The organism is Streptococcus ilei (genome assembly GCF_000479335.1).
GTDB lineage: Bacteria > Bacillota > Bacilli > Lactobacillales > Streptococcaceae > Streptococcus > Streptococcus ilei.
Genome location: NC_022584.1, coordinates 462,401 through 488,957 on the forward strand (window position 1 = coordinate 462,401; position 26,557 = coordinate 488,957).

Here is a 26,557-nt window from a genome sequence, read left to right on the forward strand (position 1 = left end):
TCAATCAATGAAAAAGTTTGGAGAAATCCAGACTTTTTCTTATAAAAATGGTATAATAAATAAAAATTTAGAATATAGAGAGTTTTCTGACAATGAATAAATCCTATTTTTATTTAGAGATGAAGACACACGAGTTGAAAGTGCCTTATACCGGAAAACTCCGTCGTGTGCGAGTCTTATTACCTAAAAATTATGAAACAGATACTGATCGACGCTACCCTGTCGTTTATTTCCATGATGGACAGAATGTCTTCTATAGTAAGGAAGCCTATGTAGGTCATTCTTGGAAGGTCATTCCAGCCATCAAGCGGAATCCAGACATTAGTCGCATGATTGTTGTTGCCATTGATAATGATGGCTTGCAACGGATGAACGAATACTCTGCCTGGAAGTACAAGGAATCCAATATTCCTGGTATGCAATTTGGTGGCAAGGGCGTCGAGTATGGGGAGTTTGTCATGGATGTGGTCAAACCTTTTATCGATCAAGAATATCGCACTCTTGCTGATCGAGAACATACAGCTATGATTGGATCTTCGTTAGGCGGTAACATCACACAATTTTTGGGCCTAGAATACCAAGATCAAATCGGTTGTCTGGGAGTCTTCTCCTCTGCCAACTGGTTGCATCAAGAAGCCTTTGATCGCTACATCGAGCGTAAGAACTTGTATCCAGATCAACGTATATACATCTATGTAGGGACTGAAGAGGCAGATGATACTGATAAAACGTTAATGGCTGGGAATATCAAGCAAGCCTATATAGACTCATCTCTTCGTTATTACCATGATGTTATTCAACAAGGAGTTGCTTTAGAAAATATCGCCATTCGGATTCAATCTGGGGCAATCCACCATGAAGAAGCCTGGGCTGAACATCTACCAGAATGCCTTCGGTTTTTAGCAGAAAAATGGGATTAATAATCTTAAAGTAAATATATAAAGAGAAAGAGGGAACTTATGAATATTGAACATTTAAGCCACTGGAGTGGCCAACTTAACCGCGAAATGTATCTAAACCGCTATGGTCATGCGGGGATTCCTATTGTGGTCTTCGCTTCATCTGGTGGAAGCCATAATGAGTACTATGACTTCGGTATGATTGATGCTTGTGCTCAGTTTATTGAAGAAGGACGGGTTCAATTTTTCACCCTTTCAAGTGTCGATAGTGAGAGCTGGCTTTGTGATTGGAAAAACCCTCACGATCGGGCAGAGATGCACCGTGCCTATGAACGCTATGTTATTGAAGAGGCCATTCCTTTCATCAAGCACAAAACAGGTTGGTTTGACCCAATGATGACAACCGGCTGCTCAATGGGAGCTTACCACGCGCTCAATTTCTTCTTGCAACATCCTGATGTCTTCAACAAGGTTGTGGCATTGAGTGGTGTTTACGATGCTCGTTTCTTTGTTGGTGAGTTTGGAGGAGATGAAGCGATTTACCAAAACTCTCCGTCTGATTATATTTGGCATCAAAATGATGGTTGGTTTATCGATCGTTACCGTCAGGCGGAAATTGTCATCTGTACCGGTCTTGGGGCATGGGAGCAAGATGGCCTTCCATCCTTCTATAAATTGAAGGAAGCCTTTGATCACAAAAATATCCCTGCTTGGTTTGCAGAGTGGGGGCACGATGTAGCTCATGATTGGGACTGGTGGCGGAAACAAATGCCATACTTCTTAGGACAAATGTATCTATAAGTCAAAAGGGAGGAGACGTCTATGAATTATCTTGTTATTTCACCTTATTATCCACAAAATTTCCAGCAATTCACCATTGAGTTGGCCAACAAAGGAATCACTGTATTAGGGATTGGCCAAGAGCCTTACGAGCAGTTAGACGAGCCATTGCGTAATAGTTTGACAGAGTATTTCCGTGTCGATAACATGGAAAACTTGGACGAAGTGAAACGTGCAGTAGCCTTTCTATTTTATAAGCATGGCCCAATCGATCGCATCGAGTCTCACAATGAATACTGGTTGGAATTGGATGCAGCGCTTCGTGAGCAATTCAATGTCTTTGGGGCCAAACCAAAAGATTTAAAGAAAACTAAGTTTAAATCAGAAATGAAGAAACTCTTCAAGAAAGCAGGAGTTCCTGTCGTTCCTGGTGCAGTAGTCAAAGCCGAAAAAGACATTGACAAGGCTGTGAAGAAGATTGGGTTGCCATTGATTGCCAAGCCTGATAACGGAGTGGGAGCAGCAGCGACCTTTAAAATTGAAACTCCAGAAGATGTGGAACGTTTTAAAGCAGAATGGGATGGACATACCGAATACTTTTTTGAGAAATTTGTTCTTTCCAGTGAAATCTGTACCTTTGATGGGTTGGTCGATCGAGATGGAAACATTGTCTTTTCTACTACTTTTGACTACGCCTATACGCCACTTGACTTGATGCTCTACAAGATGGACAACTCTTATTATGTCCTCAAAGAGATGGATCCAAAATTGCGTCAGTACGGGGAAGCGATTGTTAAAGCATTTGGCATGAAGGAGCGGTTCTTCCACATTGAGTTCTTCCGTGATGGGGATGACTATATTGCAATCGAGTACAATAACCGACCTGCAGGAGGCTTTACGATTGATGTTTACAATTACGCTCACTCTATCGACTTGTACCGTGGGTATGCAGCTATTGTAGCAGGAGAACCTTTCCCAGCTTCTGAATTTGAACCTCTTTATTGCTTGGCAACTTCACGCCGTGCTAATGCAGCCTATGTCCTTTCAGAGGAAGAAGTCTTGGCTAAATACCAGCACCAATTCCGAGTGAAGAAGATCATGCCTGCAGCTTTTGCGGAGCTTCAAGGGGACTATCTCTACATGTTAACAACTCCAAGTCGTGAGGAATTGGAACAAATGATTCGTGACTTTGGTCAACGAGCTGAATAAAAGCGAGCCGATAGGTCTTTTCCTATCGGTTTTTTTATTCCGAAGTATCAATATTTTCTCAATATATGACTTTGTGAATCTTTTATATAACAGTTGAAAAACTCTATTACACCAATGTTCTATAGAGTTTGATTTGTGAAGATAATTGAGCATTTTTTTTGACAGTGCTTTCAATTTTGGATAAAATGAAAGAGAATGAATAAATGCTAAGAAAGGCGAAATAATGGCAACATTAGATAAAAGTCTCTTATTGGAAATGTTCCGTAAAATGGAAGAAATCCGTCGCATGGACTTAAAAATTGCACAGTTAGTAAAAAAAGGAAAAGTGCCGGGAATGACGCACTTTTCTGTTGGTGAAGAAGCAGCTAACGTTGGAGCAATGCTAGCTTTGAACGAGGACGACCTGCTCACTTCAAACCACCGTGGTCACGGACAAGCGATCGCTAAAGGGATCGACCTGAATGGAATGATGGCTGAAATCCTTGGCAAGTATACTGGTACTTGTAAAGGGAAGGGTGGCTCTATGCATATTGCCGACCTTGATGCCGGTAACCTCGGTGCCAACGGTATCGTCGGTGGCGGTATGGGAATTGCAGTAGGGGCTGCCCTTACTCAACAAATGCATAAAACTGGAAAAATTGTTGTCTGCTTCTTTGGTGATGGCGCAACCAACGAAGGTGTCTTCCACGAAGCGGTCAATATGGCTTCAATCTGGAATCTTCCCGTGATCTTCTACTGTATTAATAATGGTTATGGGATCTCTGCTGACATCAAGAAAATGACCAATGTGGAGCACATCCATGAGCGTAGTGCTGCTTACGGCATTCCTGGAATGTTTATTCCTGATGGAAACAACGTTATTGATGTCTATGAAGGATTCCAAAAAGCTGTTGAACATGTCCGTTCTGGTAAAGGTCCTGTCTTGATCGAAAGTGTCACCTATCGTTGGCTTGGACACTCTTCATCTGACCCTGGTAAATACCGGACTCGTGAAGAAGTCGAAGAGTGGAAGAAGAAAGATCCGATTGAAAACCTTCGCAAGTATCTCCTTGAAAATGAAATTGCGAGCGCAGAAGAATTGGATCAGATTCAAGAAGAAGTGAAAGAAGCAGTTGAAGCTTCAGTGAAATTTGCGGAAGAAAGCCCATTCCCTCCACTTGAATCAGCTTTCGAAGATATTTACGCAGACTAAGGGGGAGTAGAGAATTATGGAAACAAAATTAATGTCTTTCCGCGATACCATTATCCTTGCTATGTCTGAGGAAATGCGTCGCGACGAAAATGTATTGTTGATGGGGGAAGATGTCGGAGTTTTCGGTGGAGACTTCGGAACTTCCGTAGGAATGCTAGAGGAATTCGGTCCAGAACGTGTTCGTGACTGTCCAATTTCTGAGGCTGCTATCTCAGGTGCAGCTGCTGGTGCAGCCATGACCGGACTTCGTCCAATCGTTGATATGACCTTCATGGATTTCTCGGTGATTGCCATGGATGCTATCGTCAACCAAGCTGCTAAGACTCGCTACATGTTTGGTGGAAAAGGGCAAGTACCGATGACAGTCCGCTGTGCCGCTGGTAATGGAGTTGGATCTGCAGCTCAACACTCCCAATCTTTGGAATCATGGTTTACCCATATTCCTGGTTTGAAGGTTGTTGCTCCAGGAACTCCAGCTGATATGAAAGGACTTCTCAAGTCTTCTATCCGTGACAACAACCCAGTGATCATTCTTGAATATAAATCAGAATTCAACCAAAAGGGTGAAGTGCCTGTAGATCCTGATTATACCATTCCACTTGGTGTCGGCGAAATCAAACGTGAAGGAACGGATGTCACTGTTGTAACCTACGGAAAAATGCTTCGTCGCGTGATGCAAGCAGCTGAAGAATTGGCTGAAGAAGGCATTTCAGTAGAAGTAGTAGACCCACGAACTTTGGTTCCGCTTGATAAAGAAATCATCATTAACTCTGTCAAGAAAACAGGAAAAGTAGTCCTTGTCAATGATGCCCACAAAACAAGTGGTTATATCGGTGAAATCTCAGCTATTATTTCTGAATCAGAAGCATTTGATTATTTGGATGCACCTATCCGTCGTTGTGCGGGGGAAGATGTACCAATGCCTTACGCGCAAAACCTTGAAAATGCAATGATTCCAACAGTTGAAAGCATCAAAGATGCCATCCGTAAAACCTACAACAAAGAATAATACATAAAATAAATTATGTAACTAGCAATAATTCAGACGAAGAAACTTTGTATCTAATGATGCAAAGTTCTCTGCGTCCTTAATATCTTATAATAGAATAGGAGAGGTCATGGCTGACGATAAGCTAAGAGCGACTCCTGCGGCTAGAAAATTAGCGGATGATCTAGGGATCAACCTCTATGATGTTTCTGGTTCAGGCGCAAACGGTCGTGTCCACAAAGAAGACGTGGAAACATATAAAGACACAAATGTGGTTCGCATTTCACCACTTGCAAAACGAATTGCTTTAGAACACAATATTGCTTGGCAAGAAATTCAAGGAACTGGTCATCGTGGTAAGATCATGAAGAAGGATGTTCTTGCTTTCCTTCCTGAGAATATTGAGAAGGATACCATTAAGTCGCCTGCTCAAATTGAGAAGGTGGAAGAAGTTCCTGATAATGTTACACCTTATGGTGAGATCGAGCGCATTCCGATGACACCAATGCGTAAGGTGATTGCGCAACGGATGGTGGAATCTTACTTGACAGCACCAACCTTTACATTGAACTATGACGTCGATATGTCTCAAATGTTGGCGCTTCGTAAGAAGGTATTGGATCCAATCATGGAAGCAACTGGTAAGAAAGTCACTGTAACAGATTTGCTTTCTCTTGCAGTTGTTAAGACCTTGATGAAACACCCATACATCAATGCGTCATTGACGGAGGATGGCAAAACCATCATCACTCACAACTATGTCAACTTGGCTATGGCGGTTGGGATGGACAATGGCTTGATGACACCGGTTGTCTATAACGCAGAAAAGATGACTTTGTCAGAATTGGTGGTAGCCTTTAAGGATGTTATCGGACGTACTTTGGACGGTAAGTTAGCTCCAAGTGAATTGCAAAATTCAACCTTTACCATCAGTAACTTGGGAATGTTTGGTGTTCAATCATTTGGACCGATTATCAACCAACCAAACTCAGCCATCCTTGGGGTTAGCGCAACTGTTGAAAAACCAGTTGTTGTGAATGGTGAAATCGTCATTCGTCCAATCATGAGCTTGGGATTGACCATTGACCACCGCGTTGTCGATGGTATGGCTGGTGCCAAATTCATGAAAGACTTGAAAGCCTTGATTGAAGACCCGATTTCAATGTTGGTCTAATCAACGAAAGATAATAGAAACAAGAAAAAGAGGGAAATAAAATGGCCTTAGAAGTAATTATGCCAAAAGCCGGCGTAGATATGACCGAAGGACAAATCGTTCAGTGGAATAAAAAAGTCGGCGAATTTGTAAAAGAAGGAGAAGTTCTCCTTGAAATCATGACAGATAAAGTCAGCATGGAATTGGAAGCTGAAGAAGATGGCTACTTGATTGCTATCTTGAAAGGTGACGGCGAGACTGTTCCTGTAACAGAAGTAATCGGATACCTTGGTGAAGAAGGAGAAAACATCCCAACAGCTGGAGCAGCACCAGAAGCGAGTCCAGCGCCAGCCGCAGCAAGTGCTTCAAACGATGACAATAAGAGCGATGATGCTTATGATATCGTAGTAATCGGTGGTGGTCCTGCTGGTTACGTATCAGCTATCAAGGCAGCTCAATTGGGTGGTAAGGTTGCCCTTGTTGAGAAATCTGAACTTGGTGGAACTTGCTTGAACCGCGGATGTATCCCAACTAAGACTTACCTTCACAACGCTGAAATTATCGAAAATATCGGCCATGCTGCAAATCGTGGTATCGTAATTGAAAACCCTAACTTCACAGTGGATATGGACAAGGTTCTTGAAACCAAGAACAAGGTCGTCAATACCTTGGTTGGTGGTGTTGCAGGACTTCTTCGTAGCTATGGCGTAACAGTTCACAAAGGTATCGGTACGATTACGAAAGATAAGAATGTCTTGGTCAATGGATCAGAATTGCTTGAAACTAAGAAGATCATCCTTGCTGGTGGTTCAAAAGTCAGCAAGATTAACGTTCCTGGTATGGAGTCTTCTCTTGTAATGACCAGTGATGACATCTTAGATATGAACGAAGTTCCAGAAATTCTCGTGATCATCGGTGGCGGGGTTGTCGGTATCGAACTTGGTCAAGCCTTTATGACCTTTGGTTCAAAAGTAACGGTCATCGAAATGATGGACCGCATTGTTCCAGCTATGGATGCGGAAGTATCTAAGAACCTTCGCTTGATCCTTGAACGCAAGGGAATGACCATCTTGACTGATACGAAACTGCAAGAAATCATTGAAGAAGATGGCAAACTCCGCATCAAGGTTGAAGGTAAAGACGATATCATCGCGAATAAAGCTCTTCTTTCAATCGGTCGTGTTCCAGATCTTGAAGGAATCGGAGAAGTTGAGTTTGAATTGGATCGTGGTCGGATCAAGGTCAATGAATACATGGAAACATCTGTTCCAGGTATCTATGCTCCAGGTGATATCAATGGTACCAAGATGTTGGCCCACGCTGCCTTCCGTATGGGTGAAGTAGCAGCTGAAAATGCTCTTAAAGGGAACCACGCTGTTGCCAAATTGAACTTGACTCCTGCAGCTATCTACACACTTCCAGAAGTTGCGGCTGTTGGTTTGACAGAAGAACAAGCTCGTGAAAAATACGATGTCCAAATCGGGAAATTCAACTTTGCAGCTAACGGTCGTGCCATTGCATCAGATGCAGCTCAAGGTTTTGTTAAGGTCATTGCAGACAAGAAATATGGTGAAGTTCTTGGGGTTCACATCATTGGTCCAGCAGCAGCTGAATTGATCAACGAAGCTTCAACCATCATTGAGATGGAAATCACTGTAGAAGAAATGCTCAAGACTATCCATGGTCACCCAACCTTCTCAGAAGTGATGTACGAAGCTTTTGCGGATGTACTTGGATTGGCAGTTCACTCACCTAAGAAGAAATAATCATTAAAATGATAGAATGACTGGACAGCAAGTGCTGGACCAGTCTCTATCGTATATAAAGGAATCTTATGAAATACATTATTAATTATTCAAATGATACTGCTTTTAATATTGCTTTAGAAGAGTATGCTTTTAAACATCTCCTTGATGAAGATCAAATCTTTATTCTTTGGATTAACAAGCCATCTATTATTGTAGGTCGTCACCAAAATACCATCGAAGAAATTAACCGTGATTATGTTCGCGAAAATGGAATTGAAGTAGTACGTCGTATCAGTGGTGGTGGAGCTGTTTACCATGATTTGAACAACCTTAACTATACCATCATTTCTAAAGAAGATGAAACTAAAGCATTTGACTTCAAGAGTTTCTCAACTCCAGTTATCAATACTTTAGCTCAACTTGGGGTTAAGGCTGAATTCACGGGTCGTAACGACCTGGAGATCGACGGTAAGAAATTCTGTGGGAATGCCCAAGCCTATATCAATGGCCGGATCATGCACCATGGTTGCCTTCTTTTTGACGTTGATTTGTCTGTCCTTGCTAATGCTCTCAAGGTGTCTAAAGACAAGTTTGAGTCTAAGGGTGTTAAATCAGTTCGTGCTCGTGTCACCAATATTATCGACGAATTGCCAGAAAAAATCACAGTTGAAGAGTTTCGTGATCTGCTTCTGGACTACATGAAGAAAGAATATCCTGAAATGATGGAGTATGTCTTCTCAGATGAAGAATTGGCGGAGATTAACCGTATCAAGGAAACCAAGTTTGGTACCTGGGATTGGAACTATGGGAAGTCCCCTGAATACAATGTCCGTCGTGGCACTAAATTCCCTAGCGGTAAGGTTGAAATCTACGCTAACGTTATTGAATCAAAAATCCAAGACATCAAGATCTATGGAGACTTCTTCGGTATCGAAGACGTAGCAGCAGTAGAAGATGTCCTTCGTGGTGTCAAATACGAACGCGAAGACGTTCTCAAAGCCCTTCAAACTATTAACCTAGGTCGCTACTTCGCAGGAATCACTGCAGAAGAAATTGCTGAGGCTGTGGTGGAATAAAGTAAAAGATATCCATGTTTAATGGATATCTTTTATCTTAAACTTGATATTCAAAAATAATGAGTGTAGAATATAGAGGAAATCTGAAACAAAAAGGGGATCAAATTCAATGATGAAAGTTCCAGTAGAAAATCTTGGTCTATTTGAACAGTTAGATCGTATCGTAGTGGCTTTTTTTAGGAAGGAACAACCTTCTAGACCATATAATTTGAATATCAGTATTACACAGGAACACCTTGACCAGAAAAAGCAAGAGCTAGAACCATTAGGCTATCAAGCTGTCCAACTACCATTAGGAATGGCTTTAGATAATATCATTCAGCAACCTCATTATCAAAACTTAATCATTGGTGGACTTGCTCCCGACGAAATTATAGTCAGCAAAGAAGAATTAATGCCTTTGAAAGATATCGTGGATAGTTTTTGTATTATGTACGCTGCAGCGAATAACAGACTGGAAAATAGTAAGGCTTATGAATTAATGAAAGATAAGACGGTTTATTTTATTGGTAAACTATTTACAGATATTCCAAAAGCTGGTGATGAAATTGCTTATTTAGGAATTGATCGAATAGCGAGCTATGGTACACCATATGAAGCAGTTAAATGCTTTTTAACGAAAGAGAGTGCAGAGAAGTTCAATAGTGAAAAAAGACCTGTCACTCCTGCAAACTTGGCCTATCTAAAATCATTCTGGGGTAAACCAGTTATTATTGAGCCCCATCGTAATTATTGGATCGAATTTTTATAGAAAGAACAAAAGAGCGTAAGATTCTATCAAAGATCTACGCTCTTTTTCTAACACTAAAGATATTACATAATTTATATTATGTATCTCATAAACTATCCAAGGCATTTTTCTGTTCGTCATTAACGATATGGGTATACAAGTCTGTTACTTGTGTGCTGGCATGTCCTAGCTGATGGCTGACCAAAACTTGGGATTTGGTGGCATCATAGAGACGGGTAGCAAGAGTATGTCTTAGTTTGTGGGGGGTCACGCGGATTTTGAAGTCTTCTGAATACTTGGCCACCATCTTTTCAACACTAGAAGCATCAATCCGGTTTGGAACACCTCGATACAAGGTTAAGAAGAGGGCTGTATCAGTCTTTTCTGTCTTATAACGTTTGTCTCGAATAGCAAGATATTGCTCTAAATAGGGTTTAGCAAAGGCAGCAACATTGACAGAGTCTCGTTTTCCACCTTTTCGAGTAACGTCAATCACCATCATCTTAAGGTTGAGATCTCGAAGATCTAGGTTAACTGCTTCAGAGAGACGGACACCAGAGGCAAGAAGAAGTGCGATAATGGCTAAATCTCGCTCTTTATTCTTATTAAAGGAGGATAAGGCGCGATTTGAAAGTGTTTGAGGGTATTCCTGGTCGATATAGTTCAGGAAACCTTCTGTCTCATCACCTAAAAAGAGCTTTTGCTTGATATTTTCAGCCCGTGCCGCCAAAGTTTCTTTCTTTTTCTTGGTAGCAACCTTCTTCATGACGTTGCGGTAGAAATAAGGTTCTCCTTGCTCATTTTCAACTTCCTCAGTCAAGTATTTATAGAGACTGGAAAGTGCAGAAAGGGTACGGTTAATCGTTGTTTGGGAAACCCCGTTTTTTGTCGTATTGGCATTGAGCAGAGGACGTTCACGTAAGTAAAGAATAAAGGATTCCATGTCTTTCTTGGTCATGTGCTCCAGGACGTCTAAAGGGATCTCGGCCATGGTATCAGCATCCGATATACCAGATTCTAAGACCCAGGTGAAAAATCGATCGTATTCCTTTAAGTATTCGTACAAGGTTGTAAAACTGTATGGAACAGCCAGTTTCGATTGGTAATATTCCAATACATACCAGGGCATGACTTGTTTGAGTTTATCAATCCGTTCTAATAAGATCTCGCGTTTCATGTTTTTCTCCAAATCTTTCTATACTAGTAGTATAGCATAGCCAGATATATTTTTCAAGAAAATTATAGTTTTTCGGAAAGATGTTATAGGGGTTATATAGGACTGTTTTGTATCTCTTTCTATACTAGATCCCTTTCAAACACAAAACAATCAGTAAATCTCCCGGATCTACTGATTGTTTTCTTCTGTAACTTATTATTTTTCTACATACTGAAATGGAATCTTGCTACCACAGAGCCAATTATAGACTCGATCATTGACTTGAACATTCATAGCTTCGTGGGCATAATCTGGCATGATTAAATGCTCTTTTGGACATTTTAATCGATTATAAATGGCAAACTGCGTTTCAGGATAACAGACATCATCATCCAGCCCTGTAATCATGTGAACCTGTCCTTTGATGCGATGGGCAAAGTTTTTTACATCAATATAGGCCAATGTCTGAATCAAACGATCTTCGGTTTCGTGGAATGGATCATGGAACTTGAAATAACGGAAAAGCTCGTCATATGCCTCGCTGGTGTTCCCAATCTCCAATACTCGTCTGAAATCTGATAAGAATGGATAAATAGCTACCGTTCGTTGTATACGAGGATTCAATCCAGCAGCAACCAGGGCCAAGGCACCACCTTGTGAGGCTCCATAGCTGGCAAGTTTGCTGTCATCTACTTGAGGAAGGCTGGCTACAATTTCAATTAACTGGTAAAGATCTAAGTAGACATCCTTATAAAAGAGCTCATCTGGACCTTCCACGGCGCCACGGATAATCTGTCCTTTTACCGTATTTCCAAGTGGTGAACGATCTCCGTCGGTTGAAAAGCCTGACTGACCTCTTACATCCATAGTCACAACACCATAGCCGGCTACTGTATAAGGCAGCATGTCAGACCAATCCCAACAACGGCCCATATAGCCATGAAAATGGAAAATAACTGGAACCTTTTGATCCGTTTTTGGGAGAACAACCCGCGCATAAACAAGCCCATCTCGTGTTCCTTTAAAGGTTAATTCATAACAAATCACATTTGGAATGCTGAAATCTTGTTCTTCGAGCTTGTATTCAGGCAGACTAGTAAGGTTTGCTAGGGCTTGATCCCAAAAAGCATCAAAATCTGCGGGAACCTCATCTCGTCCCTTATAATCTTTCATTGTTTCTAATAATTTGGGATCTTTCATATAATCCTCCTTAAGTATGTGTAATCGCTACCAAAAATGTACCATATTTACTTAAGGATTGCAAGAGACAAATAAAAATTACATAACCGAAATTATGTAATTTACTTATAGATTCAAAAATAGACTTAATTGTTTCACTAGATCTGGATTAGTGGGTAAAGCTGAATGATGAGCTTTACGACCGTTTAAATTCACTTCTGTATAGGCTTGTTTCTCAAAAATAGATTGTGCTGCTTGGGCACTAGAAAGGGGGACGATCCCGTCTGATTTTCCAGCAAAGCTACCGACAAAGTTAAGGACCTCTACTTCTTTTTCTAAGCGATGCTTCCATTTTTGAAAATCATCATACATTTCCTGATTGAATTGGTAAGGACTGCCAATAATAGCGAGCTTGCTCACGGTAAGTTTTTTCTTTTCTAAAAAACCACTTTCCAATAAGCCAGTCAAAACTAGTCCACCATTGGAGTGCCCGACTGCCTTGAACTCTGTAAAATAATAGTGATCAAGGAGGTAGGTGATGGCGATCTTAAGGGATTCGATTTGCTGCTTGATATTGCTGTAGCCATCTCGATTGTTCTCGAAGCCAATCACAATCATCGGATTCGGCTCTTTCGTATTCAGTCTTCCCTCCATTTCTATAGAATCATCATTATTGACTTTTATTTTTAAGAGACTCTGTTTTTTTCTAGAAAAGCGATGGAGCATGCGGATGGTTCCGTTGAATCGCTGGATACTGGCTGAACTCCCAGGTACAAAGATGATTGGCCTGATTGGTGGTTTCTTTGACCCTTTAGGAAATTCAAAGGGCTTTCTGTGCGAAGAAAACAGTCTTACAAAGAAACGAATGACTTGTTGAAATAGTTTTTTTAACATCTTTCCTCTAGTAGTAGTTTCTAAAAGAACCCAGAACAGTGTGTTCCAGGCCCTCTTAGAAACGATTATTTCCGTTTTTTCTTATTTTTGCGCATTTGTTTGGCCATCTTGTTCATCGCCCGTTTCATCATGAATTCACCGGCTTTTCCTTTGAGACCACCACCAAACATTTGGCTCATATCAGGCATTCCAGCGCCTCCACCAAGAGCTGACAAGTCAGGCATGCCACCTTGACCCATCATGCCTTCGAGGGCAGACATATCAGGCATTCCACCAGGCATATTCTTCGGCATATTATTTGGATTGAGCCCCATTTGTTTCATCATCTTGTTCATATCGCCAGAGAGGACGCCTTGCATCATCTGTTTGGCTTGATTAAAGTCCTTGATGAATTTATTGACTTCGACAAAGCTATTTCCTGAACCAGCAGCAATCCGACGACGACGGCTTGGATTTAACAAATCTGGATTTTCACGTTCAGCTGGGGTCATGGATGATACGATCGCACGTTTGCGAGCAATTTCTCGTTCATCGACCTTGAGGTTCTTCATGGCTGGATTGTTGGCCATCCCTGGAAGCATCTTGAGCAGGTCTTCCATTGGTCCCATGTTTTGAACTTGATCTAATTGATCGATGAAGTCATTAAAATCGAAGGTATTTTCCCGCATCTTCTCAGCGAGTTCAAGGGAACGTTTCTCATCGTATTCTTGAGAAGCCTTCTCGATCAGCGTCAGCATATCCCCCATACCGAGGATCCGACCAGACATGCGGTCTGGGTGGAAGGTTTCGATATCAGTGATTTTTTCACCAGTACCAGTGAACTTGATTGGCTTCCCAGTAATCTGACGGACAGAAAGGGCCGCACCACCACGGGTATCCCCATCAATCTTGGTCAAGATCACCCCGGTCACTTCGAGTTGTTCGTTGAACTCACGCGCCACATTGGCCGCTTCTTGACCGATCATGGCATCGACAACCAAGAGGATTTCATTTGGCTCAGCAAGGGCTTTGACATCACGCAACTCGCCCATGAGTTTTTCATCGATTTGCAGACGACCCGCCGTATCGATCAAGACATAGTCATTGTGGTTGGCTCTCGCTTGCTCCAAACCTTGACGAACGATCTCCACTGCAGGGACTTCTGTACCAAGTGAAAAGACAGGGACATTAATCTGCTGACCAAGGGTCTTCAACTGGTCGATGGCTGCTGGACGATAGATATCGGCCGCAATCATCAAAGGACGTGCATTTTCTTCCTTGACCAATTTGTTGGCCAATTTCCCAGCAAAGGTTGTTTTACCAGCCCCTTGAAGACCGACCATCATGATAATGGTTGGAATCTTTGGAGATTTGATAATGTCTGCTGTTTCTGAACCTAAAATCGCTGTCAATTCTTCATCGACAATCTTTACGATTTGTTGGGCAGGGTTGAGGGTTTCGATGACCTCATGACCTACGGCCCGCTCACGGACGCGTTTGATGAAGTCTTTTACAACAGGAAGGGCAACGTCGGCCTCTAAGAGGGCTAGACGAATCTCTTTGGTTGCCTCTTGGACATCTGCTTCAGAGATTTTCCCTTTCTTACGAAGATTTTTAAAGACGTTTTGTAAACGTTCGGTTAAGCTTTCAAATGCCATTATTTTCTCCTATTTTTTCAATTCAGTGGAAATCGTCCGAAATGTTGGAAACATTCTAGTTCTTCGGGTGTAACTTCTTTCATGATTTCATTTGGATATCCCCAACAGCTAAAACCTATTTGCATAGCCTTGGAGATATCATTGGGCGAGATAATCTGTAGCCGACTAGGAAATGGTTCCTCTGCAGCTAATAATTTACAGGGTATTCCTTTATAGATGACAAGATTTTCCATGATTACTCCCGATTGTCAATACTTGATAAAATTTCAACCTGCTCTTGTAGAAAAGTATCTTCCGGATAGCGTTCTAAAATCTGATCAAAAATCTGGCTGCGTACAATGTAGTCAGAGTACATATGCAACTTCATCTCATAATCCTCTAGAATCTTCTCTGTCCGCTTAATATTGTCATAAACCGCCTGACGGCTCACTCCAAACTCTTCCGCAATCTCAGCTAAGCTGTAGTCATCTGCGTAATAAAGCTCGATGTAGTTCATTTGCTTGTCCGTTAAGAGCGCTGCGTAAAACTCAAAGAGCGCATTCATTCGGTTGGTTTTCTCAATTTCCATACCTTTCATTATATCAAAAAAGCCCGCCAAAGACTAGCGGGACTTACCTATTTTGTCTCATAAGAAACAAGGAGGTCCGATTTCAAATGATTTAAAACAAGATTGATGTTTACTAGCGAAAGACTCCTGTGAATTACGTAATATAAATTATGTAAATCTAATTATTTTCTAAGTAAAACTCAAAGCGTTCTCCAACATATTGGCTCTTTACATACTCAAAAGCGACACCATTATCAAAATATGAGATTTGAGTCAATCCAAGGATGGCCTGTCCTTCGGGGATTTCTAAATATTCAGCAATCTTCTCTTTGGCTAATCGTGCATAGATGGTTTGTTGAGATTTGCCAATTCGATAGCCGTGCTTTTCCAAGGTTTGGAAGAAATGACTGGTTACTTCTTCTTTCTTGAAGTTCTTGATAAATTTCTCTGGGATGGAGGTAACTTCATAAACGACTGGTACACCATCCGCATAACGAACCCGTTCCATACGTACGATTGTTTCAGTCTTGTCGATACCAAGCTTATCTACTTCTTGAAGGCTTGGAATGGTGCGTTTGTATGATATAACCTGTGTCGAAGGAATCTTTCCTTGGGCCTTCATGATTTCAGTAAAACTGGTTGTCCCCCGCATCTTTTCCTGGACGCGCGTGCTAGCGACAAAGGTCCCACTGCCTACACGACGCTCCAGTACTCCTTCTTCTACCAAGAGAGTGATGGCTTGACGGAGGGTCATCCGACTCACCTGGAACTTTTCTGCCAGGTCTCGTTCGCTTGGTAAGCGTTGTCCAATTTTCCAGATTTTCTGGTCAATTTCGGCTTTAATTTGATCGTGGATTTGTATGTAAGCTGGAATCATATTGCTACTCTTTCTGTGTGTTATAACCTATTGTAGCGCAAATTTATCAAATCTTCAATCCTAGTCAGTCTTGATTGGTAATGAAGGGCCTTTTGTGTTAGAATAGAGGAAAAGAATTTTCTAGAAGAAGGGGAAAAGATGACAAACCTATCAACTGATTTGCATGATGTTGAAAAAATTATCGTGCTTGACTACGGTAGCCAGTACAATCAGCTTATTTCACGTCGTATTCGTGAGATTGGTGTCTTTTCAGAATTGAAGAGCCACAAAATTACGGCAGCTGAAGTGCGTGAAATCAATCCAGTTGGGATCGTTCTTTCAGGCGGACCAAACTCAGTGTATGAAGAGGGATCTTTTGACATTGATCCTGAAATTTTTGAACTTGGAATTCCAATTTTAGGAATCTGCTATGGCATGCAGCTCTTGACTCACAAACTTGGTGGGAAGGTTGTACCTGCAGGTGATGCTGGTAACCGTGAATATGGTCAATCTGAGCTAAACTTAGCTGAATCTTCTGCCCTCTTTGAGGGAACACCTGATAAACAGTTGGTCTTAATGAGCCACGGAGATGCTGTTACAGAAATTCCTGCTGACTTTGTCCGTACTGGTACTTCTGCTGACTGTCCGTATGCTTCGATTGAAAACCCAGACAAGAAAATCTACGGTATCCAATTCCACCCTGAGGTTCGTCACTCTGTTCATGGATATGATATCTTGCGTAACTTTGCCTTGAATATCTGTGGTGCTAAAGGTGACTGGTCGATGGATAACTTCATCGAGATGCAAATCAAACAAATCCGCGAAAAAGTTGGAGACAAACGTGTCCTCCTTGGTCTTTCTGGTGGTGTTGACTCTTCAGTTGTAGGGGTTCTTCTCCAAAAAGCTATCGGTGATCAATTGATCTGTATCTTTGTAGACCATGGTCTTCTTCGTAAAGGGGAAGCTGACCAAGTCATGGATATGCTTGGTGGTAAGTTTGGTTTGAACATTGTCAAAGCAGACGCTGCCAAACGTTTCTTGGACAAGTTGGCAGGTGTATCTGATCCTGAACAAAAACGGAAGATTATCGGTAACGAGTTTGTCTATGTCTTTGATGATGAAGCAAGCAAGCTGAAAGATGTGAAATTCTTAGCACAAGGAACACTCTATACAGACGTCATCGAGTCAGGTACGGATACTGCTCAAACTATCAAGTCTCACCACAACGTGGGTGGTCTTCCAGAAGATATGCAGTTTGAACTCATCGAGCCGCTCAACACTCTTTATAAGGATGAAGTTCGTGCCCTCGGAACAGAACTTGGCATGCCAGACCACATCGTATGGCGCCAACCATTCCCAGGCCCAGGACTTGCGATCCGTGTCATGGGTGAAATTACTGAAGAAAAACTTGAAACAGTCCGTGAATCAGATGCTATCCTTCGTGAAGAAATCGCTAAAGCTGGTCTTGACCGCGACATCTGGCAATACTTCACTGTTAACACTGGCGTTCGTTCAGTAGGTGTTATGGGCGACGGTCGTACTTACGACTACACCATTGCTATCCGTGCTATCACTTCTATCGATGGTATGACAGCTGACTTCGCTAAGATTCCTTGGGAAGTTCTCCAAAAAATCTCCGTTCGTATCGTAAACGAAGTTGACCACGTTAACCGCATCGTCTATGATATTACAAGTAAACCACCTGCAACTGTTGAGTGGGAATAGAATGACTTGACAACATAACGCTTGAAATCATTGATTTCAGCGTTTTTTTTATATAAGTAAGACAACATTTATAATCAAAATGCCCCAAATGAAAAAACCTCTTGTATGAATCTAGCGCTTATGTTATGATAGTTTAAAACTATTCCTTTTGAGTAAGGAATTCATAAAGTTAGGAGAATCAAATGTCTGAAATTACAGTTTCGCGTCAAACTGGCCTTGTAGGTGTATTAATGAAGGTAAATGTTTATATCAATGGAGAATGTGTTGCCAACTTAAGCAAAGACGAAACCGTTACACTACCGCTTCCTGAAGGGCTTGATATGGTTAAGGTCTACGTAGATCAAAGAGGAGCCTTCACACGTTCTAAGGAAGTGATCGTAAAAGCTGGTCAAACTGCTGTTATTAAAGCATCAGCTATGAAAACACTTCTAGGTATTTTCGGAAAAATCTTAGGTATTCCTTATCTCTCAATCGAAGTAACAGATTAAGAGAGTGGGATAGAAATCGGTAATTCGTTAGAATTCGATTTCGTCGTCCCACCTCCGCACAGTTGAGTAGGGCTGTAAAAGCTGATGAAATCAGCTTAGTAGAGCCCACTCAACCACTGCGTCTTGCTCGATAATCCAAAGACAATTGAGAGGCTAGGACTTTTGTCCCAGCCTCTTTTTTGTAATCTTTATTTCTTCTTGATTTGATGACGATGAACATGATAAACAATTAACCCGATTCCTAGGAGTACCAGAACTCCCAGTCCAATCATAGGATATAGAGGAATATTGTTGGTATCTTTCAATAGTGTCTCCGTATCAAGTTTAGTTTCAATCGTGTTAAAGCTATCTCCTGCCTTCTCAATAATATCCTGTTTTAGAGCTTTGAGGGACTTGACTAGTTTTTTATCAGAGCTTAGCTGACTATTCGAAAGCTTGCTAGCAAATTCAACTAATTGTTTGGCTTGTTTATTCGTTATAGCGTCCTCTAGTTGGTAGTTTTTTAGAATCTTTGTAACCAGCTTTTGAAAATCTTTTTTCTCGAGCTTTTTGTCTTGATTGCTTTCTGTTAGCGCTGCGATTTTAAGATCGATGACAGCTACATTGAGTTTATCTTCATGGAAGGCTTTTTTACGGGCACTCTCTTTATAGATCGTTGCAAGCAGGGATAATTCTTCTTGAGCGAGTGTTTTATTTTCATCAGAAATCGTGCTACCATTTTGCTCAAGGGAGTATGCGACTGCTGCAAGTGCGCTTAAACCTGAAGCTTCTGTTGGAGACGCAATCGTGACATCTGCACGTTCTATACCAAGAGTGGTTAGAGCATTTCGGTTCATATCTGCGGTTACTTCTGTTATATTTTGAGGAGTGACAATGTGCACGCTAACGGGCGCTTTCTTGGCTTGTTTCTGTAGTTTAACGGAGGAATAATGATCTCCATTCTCATCAATCGTAAAGCTTGTATAAGCAGAAGGATCCATGGTTTTCCATTCCTTATCTATTTCCTCGTTATACATCAAGAGACTAATGGTTTGCTCAACTTGAAATTCATCCAATGATGAGCCAATGACATAGTCAGGTTGGCTGTATTTTTGATCAATGACTTTTTGGATGGTTGAATTGGCAAAAACTGTTGAAGAGCTTGCAAGGAGTGCAAACCAGCTTGCGATAAAGATTCCAATAAATTTCCTGACTGGTTTCATACTTTCTCAATAACCCCTTTTAGAATACTAATACGTTTTCGGACAATAAAAAGGAAGCAGGTTTTATCCCTTTGCCTCCTTTTTAGTTTATCCTTTTTATCTTAAGACTGCCTTACAGCTTCTTTAAAAACAGATGACAGTTTGCTCCATAAAAAAACAAGGGATTCTTCCCTTGTTTAGAGTGATTGTTTGTATTAGAACCAGGAAAAGAGTTTCATGATGAACTGATTCATTTCAACGAGACGTGAATAATAATAATTTCCCCCATTAACGTAGAGCTCTGAGCCATGTAAAAATGAAATAGGATGGAGATAAAGATAGGTCTTACCAGTGACATTTCCAAGACTCGGTGCAACCACTTCTTTAGAGTATTTACGAGCTAATTCAAGACTATTTTTTCCGCCATTCTTTGCTACATATTCAATGTAATCCTGTCCGAAATTATAAGCCTGAACTGCAGTCCAGGGATCAACTCCCTTCTCCTTTGCTTTTCGCAGATTCTCAGAAAGGGTTTGAATCCCTTGCCGGATACTTTCTTTGTTATTGGTGATAGAATTTGTCTGGCCGGTTGCACTTTCACTGGCCTGCATGACATCATCTTCCTTGCCCTTGGTCTCTGTATAAATCATAGCAAGAATCAGGTCTTCATTCGTACCGGTATCTTCCTCGGCCAGTACTTCACGCACTAAGGTACGATAAGTCATGACCTGCTTGACATCCCGGTGTATCTGATAGCCCTTGTATATGAAAAAGACGAGCAAGAGGCAAAAGAAAATTTTTATTATTCGTTTCATCATTATTTATTCTGAATGTCCTCTATATTTTTGATGAGGATCGAGTAGGTCCCATTCTCATTCTGGATGAACTCTACTGATTCAGCATCTTCGTAAACATGGTTAGGGACCAAAAGCTCAATTCCGTTTGAAAGGGAGAGCTTTTGGTTCTCAAATTTTTTCAATTGGCGACTGGCATCAATCTCATCGAAGCGAACAGGGTCTGGAATAGTCTCTTTCACCTGATCGACAAAACTGAGTCGAGCCGTTAGGTTGTTATCAAACAAATCATTGGCTAATTTTTCAGGTGACAGTTCATTCTCTTCTTCCAATTGATTGAAAATAGCTGATTTGACCTTGGATTGGAACTGAAAATCATCTTGTTGGAAATTCTCCGCAATCCGCTGGGCCGTTTTTTCGATTTCTTTGATTGATTTTTTAGGTGAAATTTTGGGTTGCTCCTGAAGAAGATTCTCAGAGAAATAGTTCAAAAACGCTCCATTGTACTTGATTCGTTTTTCAATCAAATGGTACTTGCGGCTTTGAAGATTAATGACCAAAGCTTCATCTGCACCAGTCCCAAAGCCAGGTAGATTGTTTTGCGTCAACTTAATCGGATTATCCACTTCACCACCTAGATGGGTCAAGGTTTCCCGTAAAGCAATTCGAAGAAAGGCAAAGTGGTCCACTCCTTCTTTTGAGAATTGGATGAACACCAAATCGTTGGTCTTTTGATTCTCAGAGACGATAAATTCTTCTTTCCAGCGATTCGCTACTGCAACTGAAGTGTCTAGTAAATCATCCGAAATTAGCTCAAGAAAAGGGTTATCCTCTTCGAAAATACCGGTCTTGGCCTCATCGGAATAGACCCGCTCAATCTTTTTTCGCAAGTATTCCTCAATTTTAGGTGTGATATTGAGGAATTTGTCCGCCAGGTAGAGATCGGTATCATCTGGGCTAAATTGATGAATGATGGCTTTTTTTACATAAATGTCCATAAAATGGTTTAGTCCTCGTAAAGTGGGAAGGCATCTGTCAAGGCTTTGACTTGAGCACGTACTTCTTCTAATGCAGCTGGGTTATCCGCATTTTTCAATGCTTTGATGATCAATTCAGCTACCGTACGGCTTTCTTCTTCTCCAAAACCACGGGCTGTGATAGCTGCTGTCCCAATCCGAATCCCACTGGTCTTAAATGGTGACAGGGTTTCATATGGGATGGAGTTCTTGTTGAGGGTAATGTTGACCTCATCTAGTATGTTTTGAGCCACTTTTCCATTTTCAACGACTTTCGTCACATCGACAAGGAAAAGGTGGTTCTCTGTTCCGCCTGAAATGACACGGAAATCTGGATCTTGCAAGAAGACATCAGCCATAGCCTGGCTGTTTTTAATCACGTTAGCTGCATACTCTTTAAAGGCAGGATCGAGGGCTTCTTTGAAAGCAACAGCTTTGGCTGCAACGACATGCTCTAAAGGTCCTCCTTGAATACCAGGGAAGATGGCAGAATTAATCTTTTTAGCCAAGTCTTCATCATTGGTCAGGATCAAGCCACCACGAGGTCCACGAAGGGTCTTGTGAGTGGTCGTGGTCGTGATATGTGCATAAGGAACTGGGCTTGGGTGAAGGCCAGCGGCTACCAAACCAGCAATATGGGCCATATCGACCATGAGTTTGGCTCCTACTGCATCCGCAATCTCACGCAATTTTGAGAAATCAATGATGTGAGAGTAGGCTGAAGCACCTGCTACAATCAACTTTGGCTTCACTTCTTGAGCTTGTTTCAAGATAGCATCAAAATCCAAGAGTTCAGTTTCAGGATCTACACTGTAAGATACAAAGTTGTAGGTTTGACCTGAGAAGCTCACAGAAGCACCGTGAGTCAAATGTCCACCGGCAGCTAGATCCATCCCCATAACCGTATCTCCTGGCTCAATCAAGGCCATATAGGCAGCACAGTTAGCCTGACTACCTGAGTGGGGTTGAACATTGGCGAACTTAGCCCCAAAGATTTCCTTAGCGCGTTCGATGGCGAGGCTTTCGACGATGTCTACGACATCAGTCCCACCGTAGTAACGACGTCCCGGATATCCTTCTGCGTATTTATTGGTCAGGATAGACCCTTGGGCAGCCATAACCGCCTTGGAGACGACGTTTTCAGAAGCAATCAACTCAATGTTATTTTGCTGGCGCTCTTCTTCTTTCGCAATGGCATCCCATAGAGCTGCATCATATGCTTTGTAATCTTCTTTGTCAAAAATCATAGGTCTTCTCCTTAAATAAATTTTATAAAACGTTTTTGTAGCTTGTCACAGGTATAACCGACCTGTTCGTAGAAGGCATGAGCGCCAATACGATGTTCTGCAGAGTTTAAACGTATAAACTTGTAGCCACGTTTTTCGGTTTCCTGTTCTAGTCCTTCAAGCAAAGCTTTTCCGATTCCCTTCCCTTGACTTTGAGGTAAGACTGCTAAGGCCAAGATATTAAATCCAGCATTGGAATAGAGGGATTCGTAGACTTCAGCGTGGACATAACCAAGTAAATCATGATTGGTTGAATCCTCATAGCCTAGTAGGAAGTGATGGGGGTCTTGAGACAACTTGGCTAGTTGTCTAGCCGTTTCCTCTGGACAAAAAGCATAACCTAAAGCCTCTTTGTTAATCTCGTAAATAGATGCAGTATCTGTTGGTTTCAAAGCACGTAGCATATCATGCCTCCTCAAAAGGGATTGCAGGTATCTTGGTAAGGATATCTTCTCGTGTAATCGCTCCTTGACGTAGAATCTTCACCTTGTCGCCAGATAAGTCTAAAATAGTCGAATCTTGACCAGTTAGAAAGCTATCGTCTTCAAGTCCTATCACTCCATGACCAAGTTCCTTAAGAATCTGCTTACACTGGGTTCCACTAGCTTTCCCAGAGAGGTTGGCAGAAGGTCCGATCAAGGGACCTGTTTTACGAATTAATTCCAATGTTTTTGGATGAGCTGGCATCCGAAAACCAACCGTAGCCATCCCAGAATTAATCCAAGCTGGTACCTCCTCATTGGCTTCGAGAATAATGGTTAAGGGTCCTGGTAAAAAGGTTGCGATTAGTTTTGATAGATAAGGTGGTTGATTTTTCGAATAAAATCGAATGTCTTCTTCACTGGAAATATTGAGGTTCATAGCCTTCTCACGAGGGCGCTGCTTTAGAGTGTATACTCGATCAACCGCTGCTTCATCCAGTGCCTTTGCAAAGAGGCCATAGACAGTCTCAGTCGGTAAGACAACTGCATGTCCGGCTTCTAATTCTTTCTCAAATGGATCCATTGTCTACTACTACCATTCTATCTTGTCCAAATTGGTCTTTCAGCACTCGAACTTGTTTGTCAGGAAATGCCGTTTGAAAGAGCTCTTTTACCTTGTTACCTTGCTTATAGCCGATCTCTAGATAAATCTTTCCATCTGGTGTTAATACACTTGGTGCTTGTTGGGCAATCTTTTCATAGATGGCATAGCCATCACGATCCGCAAAGAGAGCTAAGTGGGGTTCAGAGGCTAAAACGTTGGCTCCAACTTCTTCTACATCTTCCCGAGAGATATAGGGAGGGTTGGAAACAATCAGATCGTAAGGACCTTCTAGTTCATCCAGTACATTTGATGTTTTAAAGGACACAACCGCTTCTAACTGCTGGGCATTTTCTTGAGCAAGCTCCAAGGCATCTACTGACACATCACTGGCTTGAACCTGCCAATTAGGTCTAGCAAGGGCTAAGCTAATGGCAATGGCACCACTTCCAGTTCCGATATCCAGAACTCGTAAGGATTCCTGATTATTTTCCTCAAGAATGAGGGTAACGAGTTCCTCTGTTTCAGGTCTAGGAATCAGCACGCGCTCATCAACTGTAAAAACATGACCACAGAATTCTGCGCTCCCAATAATATACTGGGCAGGGACGTGATGTTTCAACTGCTCAAAGATGGAATCCAGCAAGGTTTTATCCTCTGCTTCCACTTCTTTTTGCAAAGCAAGGACAAAGTCCGTAAAGGTCCAGTTTTTTAAAGCACGATATGCGAAGGAGAGGCTTTCTGCTTCCTCTCCAACGGCTATTAATGCTTCTTCATACTGGGCTACTAATTGTCCCAACAACATTATTTGTTCAACTCTTCTAGTTTTTGAGTTTGATCATACAAGACCAAAGCATCGACCACTTCATCTAATTTACCAGATAAGATGGTATCCAGTTTTTGAAGGGTCAAGCCAATCCGGTGATCCGTCACACGGTTTTGAGGGAAGTTGTAAGTCCGGATCCGCTCGGAACGGTCACCAGTACCAATAGTAGACTTCCGCTCAGCATCCTGCTCATCTTGAGCAATCTGAGCAAAGTGGTCAGCCACACGGGCACGGATGATCTTCATGGCTTTTTCACGGTTCTTCTGTTGGGTCCGTTCTTCCTGCATTTCTACCTTGATATTGGTTGGCAAGTGGACAATACGGACAGCTGTTGCAACCTTGTTGACGTTCTGTCCGCCCGCACCAGATGCGTGGTAGATATCGATCCGAAGATCTTTTGGATCAATGTCGTATTCAACTTCTTCGATTTCTGGCATGACCAGAACGGTTGCTGTCGATGTATGGACACGACCTTGGCTTTCTGTCACAGGAACCCGTTGTACCCGGTGGGCACCCGATTCATACTTGAGTTTTGAGTAGACAGATTGACCAGAAACCATGGCCACTACTTCTTTGATCCCACCAACGCCATTATAGGATGCTTCCATGACTTCAAAGCGCCAGCCTTGGCTTTCCGCGTATTTTTGGTACATCTGCAAGAGGTCACCAGCAAACAACTGGGCTTCGTCCCCTCCTGCTGCCCCACGAATTTCCAAGATAATGTTCTTGTCATCGTTTGGATCTTTTGGAAGAAGCAAAATCTTTAGTTTTTCTTCGTACTCTTCTTTTTCAGCCTTAGCATCTTTGAGTTCCTGCTTGGCCATTTCTTCCAAATCTGCATCGCCACCTGATTCCTTAATCATTTCTTCAGCATCGACGATATTTTGAAGGACTTGTTTGTACTCTCGGTAAGCTGTCACCGTATCACGAGTAGAAGCTTCTTCTTTTGAAAGCTCCATAAAGCGTTTGGTATCAGAGACCACATCTGGGTCACTCAATAACTCTCCTAACTCTTCGTAACGGTCTTCTACAGCTTGTAGTTGATCATAGATATTCATGTTTGCTCCTTAATTCTTGGTTGTTAGATCATAGATTGCTACAATTTCGTCTTTTATGACTTGGGCAGTTTCTTTAAATCCATAATGGAGATAGCAAGATCTCGCATGTTTATTTTCTGGTTCATAAGATAACCAAAGACTTGTTGCTTTTCCAGCTGGCTCTGAAGAAACAAAGTCAATGACCGCATCCATAGTCGGTTTAAAATAGCCTAAACCTTGAAAGCGTTGATCTATCATAAAACGAAATAACAAGTAGTTTCCCTTGCTGATCCCAATTTTCCGGTCATAGGCAATCATAACAAAACCAACTAATACTTCCTTATCATAAACTGCTAAGGGAGCTATAAAATCACCATTTTTATCATATACATAGGCTTCAGCTAAACTAACGGAATTGGATGCAATAAAATTCCTTTGGTTTGGCTGAACTTCTAGATTTAAAACATCAAAATAATTTTTCTTTGTAATATCTCTTAGCTCAACGGCCATAGTCTTGATCCTTATTAGATGCTATCAGTGGTGCAAAATAATGTTTGCGGCAAACGGAGATATAGGTCTCGTGTCCACCGATTTGAATCTGCTCTCCATCGTAGACGGGTTTACCCGCTTGAGTACGCAAGACCATGGTCGCCTTGCGGGAACAATATTGGCAGATGGTCTTAATCTCCTCGATCTTGTCTGCCAACAAGAGGAGGTGTTTGGAACCTTCAAAGAGTTCATTTCGGAAATCATTTTTGAGGCCAAAAGCCATAACCGGCACATCTAGTTCATCTACAACTCTAGCTAAATCATAGACATGGTGTCGTTTTAAAAACTGTGCTTCATCGACCAAGACACAGTAGGGTTTCTCTTTCAGGCTTTGGATATAACCGAAGACGTCTGTATCGTCTTCGATCGCAATGGCTTCCCGTTTCATACCAATCCGGCTAGAAACAACTCCAAATCCATCGCGCGTATCGATTGCTGAGGTCATGATAACGACGCTTTTTCCTTGCTCTTCATAATTATGGGCTACCTTCAAAATTTCGATGGTCTTACCAGAATTCATCGTCCCATATTTATAATATAATTGTGCCATTTTCCTTCTATTCTCTCTAAAATGTGTTTCATTATATT

28 protein-coding genes are annotated in these 26,557 nt (G+C 41.7%); 11 read left to right on the forward strand and 17 right to left on the reverse strand.

Annotated elements, in window-relative coordinates; genetic code table 11:
- The first annotated feature begins 92 nt into the window (after positions 1-92).
- From N596_RS02335 to N596_RS02375, 9 genes are all read left to right on the forward strand, one after another.
- Complete coding sequence (locus tag N596_RS02335; RefSeq protein ID WP_023023215.1) at positions 93-920, forward strand: alpha/beta hydrolase; 828 nt, start codon at positions 93-95, stop codon at positions 918-920.
- Positions 921-959: 39 nt separating this feature from the next.
- Positions 960-1,700, forward strand: coding sequence for an esterase family protein (locus N596_RS02340; RefSeq protein ID WP_023026807.1), 741 nt, complete (start codon positions 960-962; stop codon positions 1,698-1,700).
- A gap of 21 nt (positions 1,701-1,721) precedes the next feature.
- On the forward strand, positions 1,722-2,888 hold the full coding sequence (locus N596_RS02345; RefSeq protein ID WP_023026808.1) for an ATP-grasp domain-containing protein: 1,167 nt from the start codon (positions 1,722-1,724) through the stop codon (positions 2,886-2,888).
- Between the two features lie 223 nt (positions 2,889-3,111).
- Positions 3,112-4,080 (forward strand): thiamine pyrophosphate-dependent dehydrogenase E1 component subunit alpha, encoded by a 969-nt coding sequence (locus N596_RS02350; RefSeq protein WP_023026809.1) that lies wholly within the window; start codon positions 3,112-3,114, stop codon positions 4,078-4,080.
- A 16-nt stretch (positions 4,081-4,096) separates the two neighbouring features.
- Positions 4,097-5,089: an alpha-ketoacid dehydrogenase subunit beta gene (locus N596_RS02355; protein WP_023026810.1), complete on the forward strand. Its 993-nt coding sequence runs from the start codon at positions 4,097-4,099 to the stop codon at positions 5,087-5,089.
- Positions 5,090-5,198: 109 nt separating this feature from the next.
- Positions 5,199-6,242, forward strand: a complete 1,044-nt coding sequence (locus N596_RS02360) for a dihydrolipoamide acetyltransferase (protein ID WP_023026811.1) — start codon at positions 5,199-5,201, stop codon at positions 6,240-6,242.
- Positions 6,243-6,283: 41 nt separating this feature from the next.
- Positions 6,284-7,987, forward strand: a complete 1,704-nt coding sequence (gene lpdA / locus N596_RS02365) for a dihydrolipoyl dehydrogenase (RefSeq protein ID WP_023026812.1) — start codon at positions 6,284-6,286, stop codon at positions 7,985-7,987.
- 68 nt (positions 7,988-8,055) lie between these two features.
- On the forward strand, positions 8,056-9,045 hold the full coding sequence (gene lplA, locus N596_RS02370; RefSeq protein WP_023026813.1) for a lipoate--protein ligase: 990 nt from the start codon (positions 8,056-8,058) through the stop codon (positions 9,043-9,045).
- A gap of 109 nt (positions 9,046-9,154) precedes the next feature.
- Positions 9,155-9,796 (forward strand): hypothetical protein, encoded by a 642-nt coding sequence (locus tag N596_RS02375; protein ID WP_023023231.1) that lies wholly within the window; start codon positions 9,155-9,157, stop codon positions 9,794-9,796.
- Between the two features lie 85 nt (positions 9,797-9,881).
- On the opposite strand, the gene xerS is transcribed toward N596_RS02375, so the two are convergent.
- The 7 genes from xerS to N596_RS02410 all read right to left on the reverse strand — a co-directional run bounded on the left by xerS (position 9,882) and on the right by N596_RS02410 (position 16,065).
- Positions 9,882-10,952, reverse strand: a complete 1,071-nt coding sequence (gene xerS, locus N596_RS02380) for a tyrosine recombinase XerS (RefSeq protein WP_023023233.1) — start codon at positions 10,950-10,952, stop codon at positions 9,882-9,884.
- A gap of 195 nt (positions 10,953-11,147) precedes the next feature.
- The gene (locus tag N596_RS02385; protein WP_023026814.1) at positions 11,148-12,131 is read right to left on the reverse strand and encodes an acetylxylan esterase; all 984 of its coding nucleotides are present in this window, start codon (positions 12,129-12,131) and stop codon (positions 11,148-11,150) included.
- Positions 12,132-12,236: 105 nt separating this feature from the next.
- Positions 12,237-13,004 carry an alpha/beta hydrolase gene (locus N596_RS02390; protein WP_023026815.1) on the reverse strand — a complete coding sequence of 256 codons (768 nt, stop codon included), beginning with the start codon at positions 13,002-13,004 and terminating at the stop codon, positions 12,237-12,239.
- A gap of 65 nt (positions 13,005-13,069) precedes the next feature.
- A complete protein-coding gene (ffh, locus tag N596_RS02395; RefSeq protein ID WP_009731038.1) occupies positions 13,070-14,641 on the reverse strand; it encodes a signal recognition particle protein in 1,572 nt (523 codons plus the stop codon).
- 17 nt (positions 14,642-14,658) lie between these two features.
- Positions 14,659-14,874 (reverse strand): hypothetical protein, encoded by a 216-nt coding sequence (locus N596_RS10305; RefSeq protein ID WP_023026816.1) that lies wholly within the window; start codon positions 14,872-14,874, stop codon positions 14,659-14,661.
- 2 nt (positions 14,875-14,876) lie between these two features.
- Positions 14,877-15,209, reverse strand: a complete 333-nt coding sequence (locus N596_RS02405) for a putative DNA-binding protein (RefSeq protein WP_003001435.1) — start codon at positions 15,207-15,209, stop codon at positions 14,877-14,879.
- 157 nt (positions 15,210-15,366) lie between these two features.
- Positions 15,367-16,065 carry a GntR family transcriptional regulator gene (locus tag N596_RS02410; protein WP_023026817.1) on the reverse strand — a complete coding sequence of 233 codons (699 nt, stop codon included), beginning with the start codon at positions 16,063-16,065 and terminating at the stop codon, positions 15,367-15,369.
- 138 nt (positions 16,066-16,203) lie between these two features.
- Between N596_RS02410 and guaA the strand changes: the two genes are divergently transcribed.
- Both guaA and N596_RS02420 read left to right on the forward strand, forming a co-directional pair.
- Positions 16,204-17,769, forward strand: coding sequence for a glutamine-hydrolyzing GMP synthase (guaA, locus tag N596_RS02415; RefSeq protein WP_023023244.1), 1,566 nt, complete (start codon positions 16,204-16,206; stop codon positions 17,767-17,769).
- Between the two features lie 182 nt (positions 17,770-17,951).
- A complete protein-coding gene (locus tag N596_RS02420) occupies positions 17,952-18,257 on the forward strand; it encodes a hypothetical protein (protein ID WP_023026818.1) in 306 nt (101 codons plus the stop codon).
- A gap of 188 nt (positions 18,258-18,445) precedes the next feature.
- Here N596_RS02420 and N596_RS02425 read toward each other — a convergent pair whose 3' ends face one another.
- The 10 genes from N596_RS02425 to N596_RS02470 form a co-directional block, all read right to left on the reverse strand.
- Entirely contained in the window at positions 18,446-19,459 is a 1,014-nt protein-coding gene (locus N596_RS02425) for a DUF1002 domain-containing protein (protein WP_023026819.1), read from the reverse strand.
- A 194-nt stretch (positions 19,460-19,653) separates the two neighbouring features.
- Positions 19,654-20,256 carry a lysozyme family protein gene (locus tag N596_RS02430; RefSeq protein ID WP_023026820.1) on the reverse strand — a complete coding sequence of 201 codons (603 nt, stop codon included), beginning with the start codon at positions 20,254-20,256 and terminating at the stop codon, positions 19,654-19,656.
- Entirely contained in the window at positions 20,256-21,230 is a 975-nt protein-coding gene (locus N596_RS02435; RefSeq protein ID WP_023026821.1) for a nucleoid-associated protein, read from the reverse strand. Before N596_RS02435 ends, N596_RS02430 begins: the two co-directional genes overlap by 1 nt.
- A gap of 8 nt (positions 21,231-21,238) precedes the next feature.
- Positions 21,239-22,495 carry a serine hydroxymethyltransferase gene (gene glyA, locus N596_RS02440; protein ID WP_023023265.1) on the reverse strand — a complete coding sequence of 419 codons (1,257 nt, stop codon included), beginning with the start codon at positions 22,493-22,495 and terminating at the stop codon, positions 21,239-21,241.
- An 11-nt stretch (positions 22,496-22,506) separates the two neighbouring features.
- Positions 22,507-22,938 (reverse strand): GNAT family N-acetyltransferase, encoded by a 432-nt coding sequence (locus N596_RS02445; RefSeq protein WP_023023266.1) that lies wholly within the window; start codon positions 22,936-22,938, stop codon positions 22,507-22,509.
- A gap of 1 nt (position 22,939) precedes the next feature.
- Positions 22,940-23,539 (reverse strand): L-threonylcarbamoyladenylate synthase, encoded by a 600-nt coding sequence (locus N596_RS02450; protein ID WP_023026822.1) that lies wholly within the window; start codon positions 23,537-23,539, stop codon positions 22,940-22,942.
- The gene (gene prmC / locus N596_RS02455; protein WP_023023268.1) at positions 23,526-24,362 is read right to left on the reverse strand and encodes a peptide chain release factor N(5)-glutamine methyltransferase; all 837 of its coding nucleotides are present in this window, start codon (positions 24,360-24,362) and stop codon (positions 23,526-23,528) included. The genes N596_RS02450 and prmC overlap by 14 nt, the downstream gene beginning before the upstream one ends.
- Entirely contained in the window at positions 24,362-25,441 is a 1,080-nt protein-coding gene (gene prfA / locus N596_RS02460; RefSeq protein ID WP_023026823.1) for a peptide chain release factor 1, read from the reverse strand. The genes prmC and prfA overlap by 1 nt, the downstream gene beginning before the upstream one ends.
- Before the next feature lie 9 nt (positions 25,442-25,450).
- Positions 25,451-25,930, reverse strand: coding sequence for a GNAT family N-acetyltransferase (locus tag N596_RS02465; RefSeq protein WP_023026824.1), 480 nt, complete (start codon positions 25,928-25,930; stop codon positions 25,451-25,453).
- Positions 25,920-26,519: a thymidine kinase gene (locus N596_RS02470; protein WP_023026825.1), complete on the reverse strand. Its 600-nt coding sequence runs from the start codon at positions 26,517-26,519 to the stop codon at positions 25,920-25,922. Before N596_RS02470 ends, N596_RS02465 begins: the two co-directional genes overlap by 11 nt.
- Positions 26,520-26,557: the final 38 nt, after the last annotated feature.